Source organism: Aurantiacibacter sp. MUD61 (assembly GCF_027912455.1).
Lineage (GTDB): Bacteria > Pseudomonadota > Alphaproteobacteria > Sphingomonadales > Sphingomonadaceae > Alteraurantiacibacter.
The window spans coordinates 309,678-325,646 of record NZ_CP115446.1 but is presented as its reverse complement, the minus strand read 5'-3'; the positions used below and the strand labels follow the sequence as shown (position 1 = coordinate 325,646).

The following is a 15,969-nucleotide window of genomic DNA, read 5'->3' as shown; positions in this document are numbered from 1 at the left end:
TATTGCATTGCATTGATAATTGAATCCTGCCAGCATTCTAAATGCACCGCGCTGAGATTGGCTCGCGCGGATTCATTGAATCGCGCCTGATTGAGGCGAGCGATGGGGGCAAATTTTGGGCAATCGGGCAAAGGCTTCGGAACTACAGGTAACACAGGCACGGCGCATTGATGTAGATCATGACCAATCGCGTTTGCAGCAGTTTGCTCTTCTGCGTGGTGGGCGGATGACCAAGGTGCAAGGTCAGGCCGCAAGTTATTCGCCCGATCTCGCGATCACCGAACATGTGGTTGCGGAAAAGCCGGGCACCGGTTCGGTCATTGCCAAACACGCGATGGCATTGCTTCGGTGGGGAGTGGCGCCCGTCGCCTTGCTCGCGGCAAGCAGCCCGGCTTTCGCACAAGCAATCCCGGCAGAATGTGAAGATACAAACGGCAATGGCATCGCCGAAGACGGTGAAACGATCACCTGCGTGGCCGCAGCGCCGGCGGAGATTGATGGCGTCTCTACTACGGCTGATGACCTGACGATTGTTGTCGGCGAAGTGGCTACCCCGACGACGATCAACAATCTTACGGGCTCAGGCATTCAAGCGTCGGCTGGTGCATTGGGGGTATCTGTTGAAGGCATCTCAGGGACTGTAATCGGGTCGGCCGATGGACTTCGCCTGAGTGCTATTGGTGGTCCTATTCGTGTCGAAGGTCTCGATAGCGTCACCGGTAATTCCCGAGACGGGCTTGATCTGCGTTCTTTCGGCGGTGCGATTACGGTTGCTGATATCGGTACTATCACTGGTGCAACCGGCTTTGGTATTTTGGCCGATAGCGACGGCGGCGATATCTCAATTCAGGGCGTTGGCCTTGTTGGTGGAGTCACCGGGACTGGTGCGGCCGGGATCTCGGCCAACGCCCGCGGTGGCGGTGTTATTGCGATCGGGACCATCACGCCGATCGGCGATGTAACCGGTAACGTCAGTGGTTTTGGTGAAGGTATCCTTGCAGTTACCGGTGGTGCTGGCAGCATTGCCATCGACTCAAGTTCAGGCACGGTTTCGGGCGGCGCGGAAGGGATCGATGCCCGAAATTACGGGTCTGGCTCTCTCGCGATCACCAGCGCCGATGTAACGAGTTCCAGCTTCTCTGGCATCTACGCAAGAAACGATGGCACAACGCTGGATTTAGACACCAGCGCAGGCGGTGTTGCTGGGGGCGCTGGAGGCATTTTTGCGCGCAATAATGGGTCCGGTTCTCTTGAGATCACCAGCGCTGATGCAGCGGGGTCTATGCTCGCTGGCATTTATGCGAGAAATCTTGGGACCAACCTTACAATTGATAGCACCCGTGGCACTGTCACGGGAGCTTACCAAGCGTTGGATGCGCGCAATTTTGGCAGTGGAGCGCTGTCGATAACCACCGCGGATGTTACAGCAACGGGCGGCTCAGGCATTTTTGCCTACAACTATGTCTCCGGAACCACGCTTACTGTCGATACGAGCGCAGGCAGCGTATCTGGCGCAAACTACGGTATCGACGCGCGCCAAAATGGTGATGGCGATTTGATCATAACAACTGCTGATGTCGTCGGGAATGGCAATGACGGGATTCTCGCCCGCAATGGCGGCACAGGTGCATTGGAGATTACATCTACCGGTACAGTTAGAGGGCTCAATGGTAGAGGGATTAGGGCGCAGAACCTGGGGTCTTCTACAACTGATCTTACGATTGATACCTCGTTAGGTAGTGTCGTCGGGACATCTGGCGGAATTTTCGCTTCCAATGCGGGAAACGGTGTCCTCGAGATTATCAGCGGCAACGTGACCGGGCAGTCATACGACGGGATATCTGCGAGTAACTCGTCGGCTGGCACTGACCTGATCGTCAATACTTCGGCGGGTGAGGCTCTGGGCGATAGAAACGGGATCGTTGCAGGCAATTCCGGCAGTGGTTCGCTGATGCTCACTACGGCTAACGTCAAAGGGACGAATGTTGACGGTTTAAGCGTTTCCGGCTCGGGAACAGATATGTTCGTCAATTCGACGGCAGGATCAATTTCTGGCGGCAATGATGGTATTCAATTGAGCCAACAAGGCACTGGGATTACGTCAATCGAAGCGGCTGATATTACAGGCACCTCTGGTGATGGAATCTCGTTGTTTCATCGCGGCTCCGATATCGACATTGACACCACTTCTGGGACCGTCAGTGGTGGATTGGTAGGGATTGACATCTTTCACGGTGGAAGCGGATCGCTTTCGCTCATTACCGGTGATGTTACTGGCGTCAGATCGAATGGTGTATTTGTCTCGACATTCCTAGGCACAGGCAACGTTCTAATCGATTCTCGCGCAGGCAGCGTGAATGGCGGGAATAATGGTATTCAGGTCGGCAACTACGGCGATGGCGATACCACTGTACTGGCCGCCGATGTCTCGGGCGTTTCTCGCGGTATTTTGGTTTTACACGATGCAGCGGGTGCCGTCGCAATTACGACGTCCAACGTCAACGCGGTCCGTGGAGACGGCGTTTTTGCGCGCCTGAGGTCTGGCACCGGCGTAGCCGTCGATACTAGCGCGGGCGTCGTCGAAGCCGAAGTCGATGGCGTCGAAGTGTTTAATTATAGCAGTGGCGCAGTATCGATCACTACAGCGGATGTGTCGGCGGCGACGGATGACGGCATCTACGCGCGCAATGACGGCACTGGGCTTTCGATAGACAGTAGCGCAGGCGCCGTGTCTGGTGGCGGGGACGGCATTCAAGCGCTGCAGTACGGCAGCGGCCAGGTTTCGATTACAGTGAATGATGTCACCGGGTTGGCAGGCTTCGGCATTGTTGCGACCAGTACACAAGCCAGCGCCGATATCCTGATTCAGGGCTCTTCTGGCGATATCGTCGGAGCGACAGACGGCATCTACTCGCGCTCCGCGGGAGCTGAGCTCACAGTCCAAAATCTCGACAGCGTAACCGGCAATGCTGGCGATGGGCTTGATTTGGGTTCGGCTGGCGGCGCGATTACAGTCGCTGGTATTGGGACAATCACCGGTACAGGCGGCAACGGCATTCTGGCCGACAGTGATGGCGGTGATATCTCGATCCAAGGGGTTGGCCTGGTTGGCGGAGTTACCGGTACAGGTGCTGCAGGTATCCTGGCGGATGCACGCGGTGGTGCTGGCGGTGATATCGCAATCGGGACAGTCACGCCGCTTGGCGATGTGACTGGAGATGTCACCGGGACGGGCGACGGTATCCTTGCCTTGACCGATGGTGCTGGCAGCATCGCCATCGACACAACATCCGGTACGGTTGTCGGCGGAAATGAAGGGATTGATGCGCAGAATCGCGGGTCTGGCTCCCTCATCATCACCAGCGCTGACGTAACTGGTACAAGATTTGACGGTATATTTGCGACTACTAGTGGAACCAGCCTTACAATAGACAGCACAGCAGGCACGGTGACAGGCGGTAGCGAAGGTATCGATGCGCGAAATCGCGGCAGCGGAGCTCTTTCGATAACCACTGCGGATGTTGTCGCGATGGGTGCCTCAGGCATTTTTGCACAGAACTATGGAACGACGCTTGCTGTCGACACGAGCGCAGGGAGCGTATCTGGTGCCGACTTCGGCATTGACGCGCGCCAATATGGCAGCGGTGATTTGAGCATCACGACGGCCGATGTTGTTGGAAATGGCAACGATGGAATTGTGGCCCTCAATTTCGACGGGGATGCACTCGAGATTACGTCTCTCGGAGCTGTGAGAGGGGTCAATGGCAGAGGTATAAGGGCGGAGAATAGAGGGGCGTCTACAAGCAACCTCACGATTAATACGTCGATGGGCAGTGTCGTTGGAACATTCGGTGGAATTTTCGCTTCCAATGCGGGAAACGGTGTCCTCGAGATTATCAGCGGCAACGTGACCGGGCAGTCATCCGACGGGATATTTGCGAGCAACTCTTCGGCTGGCACTGACCTGATCGTCAATACTTCGGCGGGTGAGGTTCTCGGCGATAGAAACGGGATAGTTGCAGGCAATTCCGGCAGTGGTTCGCTGATGCTCACTACGGCTAACGTCACAGGGACGAATGTTGACGGGTTAAGCGTTTCCGGCTCTGGAAGAGATATGTTCGTCAATTCGACCGCGGGATCGATCTCTGGTGGTGACGATGGAATACAATTGGCCAACACGGGCAGCGGCTTAACCTCGATTAGCACGAGCGCGGTAGCTGGTAGCAACGGTCACGGTATTTCGGTCATTCATTTCGGCACTGACATTTCAATCGATAGCGTAGCTGGTGCGGTAACCGGCGGTCTTACCGGAATGGTCGTCAACAATTTTGGGTCGGGGTCTACCTCTATTATAACCGGCGATGTCACTGGCGGCAGTCAGGAAGGCATCGCTGCAGGAGCTGCTCCAACGGCTGGTAGCATCTTTATTGATACCCGTGCCGGAACGGTTATCGGCGGCGATGATGGAATCGAGGTCGGCAATTTCGGCGACGGCGATACAACCGTACTCACCTCTGATGTAACAGGAGACGCTCGCGGCATTTTGGTTGTGCATGAGGCAGCTGGCGCAGTCGCTATCACAACGTCCAACGTCACTGCCATTCAAGGGGATGGGGTTTTTGCACGCTTGCGATCTGGCACCGGCGTAGCAATCGATACCAGCGCAGGCGAAGTCACCGCTCAAGTAGACGGAATAGAAGTCTTCAACGGCGGAACTGGTTCGGCATCAATCATCGCAGGAGACGTTACTGCGATAACCGATGACGGCATTTACGCTCAGAACTCCGGCACATCTCTGACAATTGACAGCACGGCTGGGGAGATAGCCGCCGCCAGTGAGGGCATCCAAGCGGTCCAGCAGGGATCGGGAGATCTCTCGATTACGACTGCGAGCGTAACGAGCGCCAATTCAGCAGGTATTGTCGCTACAAGCAGCGCTGTCAGCGGTGTACTCGCGATTGACACCAGCGCCGGCACCGTTTCCGGCGCAAACTATGGTATTTACGCGTCCAACCTGGGCCTGGGTGCGCTCAGCATTGTCACGGCGGATGTGAATGGAACCATAAGCGCTTACAGTGCGGGAGCCGGCACTTCCATCGACACCAGCCTCGGCACAGTCACCAGTGTAGGCAATGCGATTATCGCGAATTCTGTCGGCACAGGACTGCTGCAGATCACCGCAGGCGATGTTGCTTCGTCGGATGGTAGCGGGGTTGTTGCGAATAGCTCAATTGCCGACATTGTGATCGATAGCACTGCAGGAACAGTCATCAGCGCATTGAGCGGGATAGTCGCAACTGCGTCTGGTAGTAACGCAATAACGATCTCCACGGCCGATGTTACGAATACCGGCGGCATGGATTATGGCATTGTCGCCATGTCAGAAGGCGGCGACATTGCGATCGATACCAATGCCGGAACAATCACTGGCGGGAGCCGGGGTATTGTAGTTGAGCAAAATGGCGATGGCGACGTCTCAATTGCCGCCCAAGACGTCTTCGCAACGCAGTACGGAATTCTCACGCGTCAGTACGGGGCGGGAGCGCAAAATATAACTGTGGCAGGCGACATCACTGCAACAGCAAATGCCGGGATTTTCGCCAACACTTCCGGAAGTGGCCTGACGATAACGACAGAGGGACTGATCTCTGGTTTCAACACTGGTATTGATGCGCGCAATTATGGAACTGGCGCTTTGACAATCATCGCCGGTGACGTGAGCGGCGCGAATAATGCCGGCATTTTCGCGGCGAATGCATTGCTTTCTGCGCCGACGGGCACAGATCTTTCGGTCACCACCACGGGCACTGTCACGGGCCTCTCGGGCATTGTGGCCATCAACAATGGTGCCGGGGCGCTGAGCATCACAGCGGTTGATGTGACTGGAACTGCGAATGACGGCGTCTTCGCACAGAACTCCGGCACAGATTTACTTATTGATACGAGCGCTGGCGAGGTCACTGGGTTCAGTCGCGGGATTTTTGCTGACCAGAATGGAACGGGCACTCTGTCACTATTTGTCGATCAGGTGACTGGCGACATTGGCATCGTGACAATGGCAGAAGCCGGCCCGACCAGTATCTCGTTGGCCTCAAGCGCCGTCGTTACGGGCACCGGTGGTCCTGGTATCGCGTCAATGTCGAGCGGGGGTGACATTACGATCGTAGGCCAGTCTGGGACGATCATTGGAGCTACCGATGGTGCCTATGTCCGATCTGGCGGCGGAGCTATTGTCATTCAAAACCTCGATCTGGTTCAGGGCAACGCCGGCGACGGCCTGGACCTTGAATCGTCGGGCGGAGCGATCACTGTTTCTGACGTCGATGCCATCATGGGCATTGGCGGGAATGGCATCCTTGCAGATGCTGCGGGCGGCGACATAACCGTAGCAGGCAACGGCGATATCATGGGCTCGGGCTCCGGTATTGCCGTCACCACAAGCGGCGCTGGGATCATTACTCTCGATTTGGCTGGCACGACCTACGGCGTCGAGAATGGCGTTTCAGTGGCAACCGATGGTGGAGCGGTGAACGTCACCAGTTCCGGTACGCTTACCGGCGGAGCGCTAGCGTTCGAAGCAACTTCGACCACCACGGGACCCATTTCGTTCACCAATAGCGGAATGCTGGCAGGACGTCTGGCTTTCGCCGACAGCGACGACACTCTGACGAATCTCGGAATTTTCCTTGCCAGCGGTACAAGTGACTTTGGCGGCGGCACTGACGTATTCACCATCGCTGATGCCGGCATATTGGCGGTGTCAGGAGAGGTTGATTTTGTCGCGCTTGAACAGACCAGAAATGCTGGCTTGATCGATATGGCGAATGGAACTGTCGGCGATCAGCTAAATCTCTCAGGCGATTTTCTTGGCGAAGGCGGCGTCCTCGCCTTGGACGTTGATCTTACGGGAGCAAGTGATCTGCTGGTAGTCGAGGGCGCTGCCACCGGTGCGACGACAATTGCCGTCTCTGATACCATGACGCGGCTACGGTTGGGCCAATCGATCCTGCTTGTCGATGCTGGAGCTGGCAGTGATGCAGGGGCATTCACCTTGGGCGTCGATGATCTCGACAGCTCACCATTTGTGGCCGTTACCTTGGCGTTTGATGCGGCAGACGGTGATTTCTCCTTGAGCAGCGAAGTCGAGGCAGCCGTGTTTGAGGCATCCAAGCTTGGTGAAACTGCGCAGTCTCTCTGGTATCGCAGTTCCGATATCTGGGCCCAGCAACGCGAGGCCACACGTTTTTCGCCAGAAGCTGCAAATCCGCTTTGGATGACGCTTTCGGGTAGTGTCGCTGACCGCGAGAACACTGTCGAATTCACAACCGCGTCAGCGACGCAAAATGCGCTGTTGGATTACGAGCAGGACTTCTTTGGTCTGCAACTTGGTTATGACTGGGCGGGCGCTGACAACGAGGGGCTCGGCCTCGGCCTGACTGCTGGTTATCTGACATCAAGTGTCAGCTTCGATGCGCGCGAAAACGAAGCAGATTATGACGTCTTTAATGTCGGGGCATCGATAACCTATCGTACCGGTGGCTTTTACGCAGATGTTCTGGTCAAATACGATTTTATTTCTGGAAACCTGAGCGATACTGCGGCTGAGGGGTTGAACGGAAGTACGGATGGCAGCGCCTTTGGTGCGCGTAGCCAATTTGGATACCGGACATCCGGTACTGAATTCTTCGTCGAACCACAGGTCAGTATTGAATATCAAGCCACCGACTTGGACACGATCGAACTTGCTTCAAGTCAGTTTGAATTGGACAGTTTTGATGGCCTCAGGGGCCAAGCGGGCCTCAGGATCGGCGGCCAAAGTGACATTGGAAGCGGTACGAGACTTGTCTACTATGCGAGCGCAAGCGCTGTCCATGAGTTCCAGGGTGAAGGTCAGGTGCTGTTCGTGTCTGGAGGCGATAGCTTCGCCCTCACGAATGACTCGATAGACACCTATGCGCGCATTGAGGCTGGTTTGAACATCATCGGCAGTGGACCCTTGAACGGGTTTATCCAATTGGATGGCGATTTCTCGGGCGAGTATTCCAGCTTGGGTGGAAGCATCGGGATTAGACTGCGCTTCTGATTGCGATCCTAGCGAGTTTGGGCAGACACAAGAGTACCTTTTCGCAAGTTGGCGCTCATAGGTAAGGGCGAGCTAAGCCAGCCTGTGTGGAGCTGAATTCCTGTTGGCCTGACAGCACCGCAATTCACCCGCAGCACTCGTCTCTGTTATCAGGGCTTCGGCGCGAGCCCGCTGAACAAGCAGACGCATTGAACTGGGGAAAGGCGATGCTGCGGTTCCGCCATGTGAAGAGCTTACAGAACTTTACCTCACTTCACGTCAAAGTCCATAACCACTTCAACCTCGATCGCCACCTCACCGACCCCAAAACCTACGAAGCAAACCGCTCGGCCGCCCTGGCCGAGTGGCAAAACCTCATGGCCTGAACCTCGCCGGGGAAGGATACAGCTACGCCAATCGGAGACGAGTTGTAGTTGGACTGACAGCACCGCCATTCCAATGCTCATTTTCAGCAATCGGTTCGACGCAAGCTAAACTCAATCCTGAAGGCTCTCGTTGGTAGCAGTGTCACTCAGTACCCAGCTGCTGGCGCTCGAATTGTCGTGAAGCGAGTAGAGTCGCACGATGTCGCCCGGCTCGCTGGAAAGCTGCGGGATGCAGGGAAAGAACTGAGGTGTCCACGCGCCTCTTCCCTTGTGCTCATCCAGCACGTCGTAGGTGGAGTCTCCGTCGAGGACGATGCGCATCCACTGAAGAACGCCATCTATCGAGCCGCCTTTGGATCCTACATCGAATTGCACTTTGCGGGGAGGCACTCCATCGGAGCGCTCGAAGTCGAAAGCGAGGGTCTCGATCGGCACGCTTTTCATTTCAAACGGCTCGTTCGCACGGAAGGCGATTGGTGCACTCATCAGGTGATTGAACGCGGAAAGATCGAAACCGCTGATCATATCCATTTGCCGTGATGAAAGGCCAGGCCAGTAGACGGGCGCTGCAAGCACCTTGGCTGACCGGGGTATCATGGCACCGCCCGGTGCCAATAATCGGGTCCGCACGTCGTCCATGACCGCCAGCACATCCTGGCCGAGCAGATCGTTTGTCAAAATTTCGGATACGATCAGGTCGACCGGGCCGCCCAAATCAGCGTCAACGTCGAGGTCCTTTGACGACTTCGCAACGACACGTATTCGGTCTGCAAGGCCGTTGGCACGGATAACCGAGCGCGCTGCTTCGGCGACGATCGGATCCTGCTCGCACGCGATGACCTCTTTCGCTCCGGCGCGGGCAGCCATCATCGACAGCAGGCCGCTGCCCGCTCCGATATCGAGGACGCGCGTGGACGGAGTGACTGCGCGTTCAATGGCCTGCTGGTAGATTTCGTTGCGCGCGGTGTCCTGAACGATACGGAAATGCCATGCCGGAGCCGTCTGGCTCTCGATCTGCCTCTGCAACAGTCGGATTTCAGGGTGTTCAGGAGCAAGCTCTCGCGCATCTCCCAAGAGGGAATGGGCCAGTTGCGTGTTCCCCGCTGAAAGGCAGGCGCGAGCGACAGATAATGACTTGGCTACATCGCCATGAGCAGCTTTTGCCATGGCTTCGAGGACCGATGAGGGGGACAAGCCGTGCGGCATCTCAATTCCTTTGGTTGCTGCGTCGTCGATCATCGGAACCAGACACTGTAGTTCGCGCGGTACCAGTCATCCGGCACTTGTTCCAAATCCTGGACTGCGTGCTCATTCCCGATTGTCACATCGAACAGGATCAGGCGGTTGGGAAGCGGATCGATTTCATAGCGAGTTCCATCCGGCCGGAAGAGCTCGAACCTGCCTCCGAATTCGGGAAGCCATCGCTCATGGACATACAGAACGCTGCACAATTTCCGCCCCCCTGTTGAGTCGCTGTGCCTGCGAAGGAAGTGCCCTTTCCGGTGCCTCTTCAATTTGATTGGGAGGGTTTCCTGAACGGGGATGCCCGATAGCTCTCCCATCAGCGAATGAAACGCTTCGGAGGCAAAAACCGAGCGAACCAACGCATCGGTCCGCGCAGGGCGGGTTTGCGACGTGGCGGAGGGCGCGCCGACATAAGTTTCCTGCGAGATAAACCTGTCAGCCGGCGCAACGCGTTCGAAAGTGTCGCGGTCGACTGTCGACCGGCGTTGCGCTTCGGTGAGGTGTTCAGCGCGCTTTGCACCTGGCGTGATTTTTAGATTGGGTTCGAACTCGCCAGTCCGGGTAATCAGCTCGTTCAATGCGGAAATATGATTTGTTAAAAGGAAATCGTCGAGAACGACGTGCCGGTTCGGATCGCGATCGAGCGCCTGCTTGATCTCGCCAATGCGTGGCGGAGCGAGATAGCTGGGATTAATTGCTGTGGCGAGTTGAACGCGATGGATCGGGCTGAGGGCCATGAGTTGCTGCAATCCGCCTATCGGAAAAATCTACAGTTCCACAGTGCCCTAAACACTGCGCAAGCTGAGGTGCAAAAACTGCCCATAGGCCGCTGATCCATTAGTTCGTTGAGGCTGGTGAAAAGCAACACGAAGATCAATTTCTTTTCTTCACGTGATTGATGAAGCGCGCGGCGGCGATGGCCCTTCCAATTCCATAGCGCGCAATGGCGTAATCGGGATATTCTTTCGCCGAAACCGGCGTCTTTTCAGGAAGTGTTTCCAATGCCCTGCGCATGCGTGGCAGATCGATTTTTTCCGCTACGTCGGGGAGGTCTTCCAAGCGGTCGATCTCTTCGAGAAGATTGCCGGAGCTCGCTTTCAGACGGGTGTGCCAATCGGCAGATTGCTCGCCCTTTATCCGCCTTTCATATACAGACGGAACCTTGCCTTCGAGCAGACGCCTCACGAGCAGTCGGTCACGGCCATTGGCGTAAAAGGTTTCGTCCGGCAGATTGAGGCACAGGGCGAAAAGCTTGCGATCCGCAAGCGGTGAAAACGTTTCGGTGCCGGTCACGACTTTGGCTGCTTCCGCCATTCCGCCATTGTCGTTCCGCGCCCCGCGCTCCATCATCAGGCGCATCATGTCCCGACGGTTGGGCAGCATGCGATAGCGATCGTCCCACCCCAAGTCATCGATCCGTTCAGCAGAGTGCATGCGCCGAGCATAGTCGGGATTGATCGCGGAGAAGAAGCCGAAGCCGACTGTTTGCTGGTGTCCCCGAGCCTGCATGTACAGGTCGAAAAGCGCGCTAGGCAGGTTCGTGATAGCGGCTTGCCCTATCACCTGTGTTTGAGAGGTATTCGGCAAATTGCTGGCGAATTGATGCGTCTCTCTAGTAAGTTTGCCCCATCGGCCCTGCCGCATCCATTGGCCGAACAGGCTTCTCGCGGCGGCAAAGCTCACGCAATAGTTCCCGCCGGAACCATTCACTACGGCAGTATGGCCATCGCTTTTCGCCTTGCGCCTTATCGCCATTCCCCAGCCGATATTGTTCACTCCGCGCACGGGCATATCGCCCAGTTTCTGGAATTCATCAACATGATGGGCGAGCGAAATGGATTGATCGCTTACAAAGTTTGGCCGCAATTCCGGATACATGGATGCAAGAGCCTCCACCGGTGCTCTTTCATCTCCGGTCCAGCCTTCGCGAACGAGGCCGTCCCAATCCGCTCCCGGCACGCCGGTGTAGCTAGACAGGCTTGATCCTGCGGGGTTCTCGCCCTCACGCAAGTGTTCGATCATCAAAACCGCCAGCAGCGTTGAGTCGAGCCCTGAGCTGAGCGCAATTGCGGGCGCTGAAGAGCTGCCGTAGCATTGCTTGATCGAGCTGTTGAGAACCTCTCGAACGGCTTCGATCACCGATTGAGTACTGGAGTTTCGATCTAGCTGTTCTGCTGAAAGGAAGTCGCGGAAGACCGAGGTCTTTATCCCGCCACGATCTATTTGCTGCGAACGCGATTGACCGAGAATACTGACGCCTTTGAAAAAGGATCGGGTGTGATCCTCGTGGTTCAGGACCAGCCAGTCGGCCAGTTTCACATCATCGAGTTCCTGTTCGATATCGGGGAAAGCGAAAATCGCCTTGACCGAACTGGCCACTACAATCCGTTCACGCCCCTCGTGCAAATAGATGTGCTGTGAGCCCTCGAAGCTGCGCATAATGTCGATGCTGTTCGTGCGTTTGTCGCAAACCGCGAAGCTGTAAGGGCCGTACAGGTGATCGACGCAGTCCGAGCCCCATTTGCCCCACGCACGGAGGGCAAGGGCGCTGTCCGGTAGTCGCCTGCCCTCGGCTGAGGACAGGTTCAGCCCGGCGTGCAAATCCTCCCGGTGGTTCAGGCGGCCAAGGAACAGTCCGACCCAACGCTCATCGAGCAGAGCGGGCTGACTTTCGTATTCATCGTAGTCCAGGCAACCGGCACTCTCGACAAAGGCCAGTGCGAAGGGCCCCGTCACCAGCGTCGACTGGTTGCGCAGGCCAAGCTCGCGCATTGCGCGGCACATTCGCTCGGCATCCTCGGCACGAGCGTTTGAACCATCCCTCCTGAATTCGATCGCAAAGGCGCTCACTTCCGCATCCCAAATCCGCCCTGGTTCGTTCCGACATTTCTTAATTGGCGGTGATCATCATGCCTGTAACAAGAAATCGACGCGGCAAGCTGTGCGAAACCTTAAAACATATCCTCGGCTAATCGCTCAAGCCCGACGCATCATTAGCGATTGATAAGTTTTGAATTTCTGTATAATACGACAAGCCTATTGGCAAAACGCCAGTATGACATTGATGGAGTAGGGCATGGATCAGATGGCGAATGGCAAAGGTGACAACGCCTCGAAAGAGAATTGGTCCAAGCCTGAGTTCTCCGAATTTGAGCTGAACCTTTCGGATGTGAAGAATGGTTATGCTCCCGGATCGGATGGTGATCTTCCGGGACCGCCTGATACCTCCCTCAGCTAAGATTAGCTTTCTTTACAGCGCGCCTATTGCCGCTTGATAGAATTGTTCTCCCGGTCCTGCTGTCAGCGGGCGGCTCGTGGCGTTATGTGCAGCGTTCAACAAGTCCGCGCGCTGCTAAAGACTCCAGAAATTCACTCGTTTGATCGCGGCATGTCGATCCCTCGACATTGAACTCGTCGGTTAACTTGTCGCAGATTTCCGATACCGTCGGATTTTCGTCCAACAGTTCCCAGATCCGGCGCGCACTCTTCTCGAGCGTGAGGAACTTGCTGTCTTCGAGATGCATGAGAATGAGGGTGTCATCGACATTGCTTTCGACGAACACATCCGTTTTTCGGTAGCTTGCTTTGTCTTTCTCGATTGCGGCATTATCCATTTGTAGTTCCTCTCCGGCAGCGTCAGGATTTGTTCCGCGCACTGTCGACTCTTATGTGTTTTCTAATCTTCTTCAAGGATTTGCTCCGATTGATGATCTTGCACGTGGTCTAGGACGAATTCAATTGCTGCATCATGATCGTTTTCGCTGCGCCGCGTCGTAAATTCGCAGACTGTCACCTTCTCCAGCAGCCGTTTCAGCGCGGAGAGTAATCGCTCCTTCCCGAGCAATTCTTCTGCGAATTCCGGCTTGCTCAGATGTTCGGCGACGGCCAGCACGGCCTCTGGCCCGGATAGCGTCCGCCAGGAATTTGGCGCGGCCTGTTTCTCCTCCGCTTTCCGCAGTATCACTAAAGTGGCTAGCGGGGCCATGCTCACCGGAGCCCGATTTTCAGCATCGGCGTAGTGTTTGTTCGTGTTTCGATTTTCCCTCACGGCCTCGCCCACGGGCAATCCCATTCGGTCCAAGGCATCGCGCCAGAGCCTGAGCCTCCTTTGTCCCGGGTAGCAGAGGAGGTTCTCTTCGCTCGAGGTCGCGGGGAAGATCAGCGTATCATCGGTGAAGAACCTATGGCCACGCGCCGCAAGCTCGGCTGCCAACGTCGATTTTCCTGCTCCCGAATGGCCGGCGAAAGCGACCACCCTTCGGCCGAAAATGTTGGCACTCGCATGCAGGGGTATCAGCCCTCGCTGGTAGCAAAGCGCGCTCCATGCCGGCCCGGTCAGCGCGAGCAGGAGATCCCGGTCCGTTGTGAGCGAACCGCGGCTGTAGGTGATCTGCGTCCCGTTTCGCACGAGTATACGCGATCCGTCAGGCAAGCGGTGCAGGAACTGTCCATCGACGATTTCGTATGGCGATTGCGTGGGGCTTTCGAGAAGCGTTGCGGGCACCTCTCCTTCCGCAACGGAGACGTCTGCACCCTCTCTGACAAACGGAAACGTCACTTGCGATGAGAGGTCGATGTCGCACGAGACGGTGAAGGGGAATGGCAGCGTCACACGGACAGCCAGATGTTCACGGAGAATCGACCATCCGCAAACTCTCCGGTCGGTACGCGCACAGGCGCAATCTCGTGAGGGAAAATCGACGAGAAGAAGACTATCGAATTGCGCGTCGGCGCGACACCTCGGCTCGACCGACGGTCCAGCGAGAAGAGGTTCAACTCGCCGCCAGTGAAGGGCAGGGGCGCGCGCGAATAATAGTAGACCCCCGTGATAACGCGCGCTTTTTCACGCCCGCGCAGTGTGTCGATATGAATATCGAAACGCCCACCGTCGCCCGTGTGGACTGCCTCGACCTGAAAATGTGGTTGCGCCGGAAAGCGGAACCCCAGTGCCTCTGCGATATCGTCTTTCTCTGCCAGCACGCGATCTGCAAAGATTTTCGTCCACTCTCCGGGCAATTTGCGTTTGGACGCCTGCCGAATTCTCGGCTCCACGATGCTGGGTTTTAAAATGCCGCGTTTCCTGTTGTACGCCACCTTGGCTTCGACATAGTCGTTTTCGCTCGCAAGGCTTTCCTCGAAAAGGCGGGTGCACAGGCTCTCTGGCAGCCAGTCGCCCTTGATGAAAAGCGGCGGCAGGCTGGAGGTCGGGGGAAAGGTCATGAGGCTCGGGGCATGATAATTTCGCCGGAAAGCGCCTCTTCACCGCGTATTTCGGTGATCTTCCCATCGGGCCATGTGACGGCGATGAGGGTCGCTTCTCGCGCCTCGCCAATGCCGAAATGCGCCGCGATCGGGTCGAAGGACTGGTAGCCTCCGCTCGCCTTGATTTGTCGCATCTGGCATCCGTTGCCGGGCGCGATTTCCGGCTCTCCTGTGCAGATGATAACGCGTGCGCCGATCCCCATGCTGTTGCCCATTGCGTCGCGTAGCGAAACCCACAGACCATTGCCCGCTGGCCTGTCGTTGCGATGGACGATCATGCGGATTGCACCATTGTCGCGCACGATGTCGATGTCGCCATCCCGGTCATAATCGAAGCTGACATAGTCGTAGGACCGGCACAGCAGCGGCGCGATCAGGAGAATTAGCAGCAGTGACAGCAGGAGCTTCGTCGCCGCGACATGCAGAGGAAGGAGCGCGAAGCTCATCGTCACCACAATAACGTTCAGCGTAAGTGATGCGATCAACGCGGCGAGTGTCGTTTCGAGACGCATCCGGCCCATGTGGAGGCCAAGCGCTATAGGTGCGGCGCAGTTCACGCACACTCCCAGCGGGGCGCCGATCGTCGCACCCAGCGCCGCATTGGCGAACCCGTTCTTGAATGAGCGCGTCCTGATTACGGACAGCAAGGTGAGGATGGCGGCCCCGAAAAGGACGCCGAAGGTCATTCCCTTCCAGTTCGTGACGATCCAACTGCCTACGTTCGCCGCGAAGGCCCAGTACAGTGGGCTGTCCGGGAAAAAATCGAAAATGATGTCGAATGATAGTCCGGAGAGCGGTGTATCGCCGCCCATCATCGCCTTTTCGTTCAGCGCCGGATAGCGTGATCCCTTCCAGAAAATGCAGACAAGCACAGCGATGACTGCAACGCTCAGCCAGATGCGACTGTTGCTTCTCTTTTCAGAGCCAGCTTCTCGCATAGAGATCATGGAGCTAGCAGGAATGTGCATCGGCCTTCTGCTTCCTAACCGATGGCTCCGGTGTCAACACACGGGC

General features: G+C 56.5%; 10 protein-coding genes. 3 read left to right on the top strand and 7 right to left on the bottom strand.

The annotated features are described in order from the left end of the window. The first annotated feature begins 226 nt into the window (after positions 1–226). Together O2N64_RS01475 and O2N64_RS01470 are read left to right on the top strand one after the other, a co-directional pair. Complete coding sequence (locus O2N64_RS01475) at positions 227–8,083, top strand: hypothetical protein (RefSeq protein WP_271078529.1); 7,857 nt, start codon at positions 227–229, stop codon at positions 8,081–8,083. Between the two features lie 188 nt (positions 8,084–8,271). Further along, on the top strand, positions 8,272–8,448 hold the full coding sequence (locus tag O2N64_RS01470) for a hypothetical protein (RefSeq protein ID WP_271078528.1): 177 nt from the start codon (positions 8,272–8,274) through the stop codon (positions 8,446–8,448). 111 nt (positions 8,449–8,559) lie between these two features. On the opposite strand, the gene O2N64_RS01465 is transcribed toward O2N64_RS01470, so the two are convergent. The 3 genes from O2N64_RS01465 to O2N64_RS01455 form a co-directional block, all read right to left on the bottom strand. After that, positions 8,560–9,687, bottom strand: coding sequence for a 50S ribosomal protein L11 methyltransferase (locus O2N64_RS01465; protein WP_271078527.1), 1,128 nt, complete (start codon positions 9,685–9,687; stop codon positions 8,560–8,562). Beyond that, a complete protein-coding gene (locus O2N64_RS01460; RefSeq protein ID WP_271078526.1) occupies positions 9,684–10,430 on the bottom strand; it encodes a 2OG-Fe(II) oxygenase family protein in 747 nt (248 codons plus the stop codon). Before O2N64_RS01460 ends, O2N64_RS01465 begins: the two co-directional genes overlap by 4 nt. A gap of 136 nt (positions 10,431–10,566) precedes the next feature. Continuing rightward, positions 10,567–12,543: an asparagine synthase-related protein gene (locus tag O2N64_RS01455; protein ID WP_271078525.1), complete on the bottom strand. Its 1,977-nt coding sequence runs from the start codon at positions 12,541–12,543 to the stop codon at positions 10,567–10,569. A gap of 226 nt (positions 12,544–12,769) precedes the next feature. On the opposite strand from O2N64_RS01455, the gene O2N64_RS01450 reads away from it, so the two are divergent. Beyond that, positions 12,770–12,931 carry a hypothetical protein gene (locus O2N64_RS01450; RefSeq protein ID WP_271078524.1) on the top strand — a complete coding sequence of 54 codons (162 nt, stop codon included), beginning with the start codon at positions 12,770–12,772 and terminating at the stop codon, positions 12,929–12,931. 82 nt (positions 12,932–13,013) lie between these two features. Here O2N64_RS01450 and O2N64_RS01445 read toward each other — a convergent pair whose 3' ends face one another. The 4 genes from O2N64_RS01445 to O2N64_RS01430 all read right to left on the bottom strand — a co-directional run bounded on the left by O2N64_RS01445 (position 13,014) and on the right by O2N64_RS01430 (position 15,902). Then, positions 13,014–13,307 carry a PqqD family protein gene (locus O2N64_RS01445; protein WP_271078523.1) on the bottom strand — a complete coding sequence of 98 codons (294 nt, stop codon included), beginning with the start codon at positions 13,305–13,307 and terminating at the stop codon, positions 13,014–13,016. A gap of 62 nt (positions 13,308–13,369) precedes the next feature. Next, positions 13,370–13,906: a hypothetical protein gene (locus O2N64_RS01440; RefSeq protein WP_271078522.1), complete on the bottom strand. Its 537-nt coding sequence runs from the start codon at positions 13,904–13,906 to the stop codon at positions 13,370–13,372. A 395-nt stretch (positions 13,907–14,301) separates the two neighbouring features. Next, a complete protein-coding gene (locus tag O2N64_RS01435) occupies positions 14,302–14,913 on the bottom strand; it encodes a 2OG-Fe(II) oxygenase (RefSeq protein WP_271078521.1) in 612 nt (203 codons plus the stop codon). Next, positions 14,910–15,902, bottom strand: a complete 993-nt coding sequence (locus tag O2N64_RS01430) for an ASPIC/UnbV domain-containing protein (RefSeq protein WP_271078520.1) — start codon at positions 15,900–15,902, stop codon at positions 14,910–14,912. The genes O2N64_RS01435 and O2N64_RS01430 overlap by 4 nt, the downstream gene beginning before the upstream one ends. Positions 15,903–15,969 lie beyond the last annotated feature (67 nt).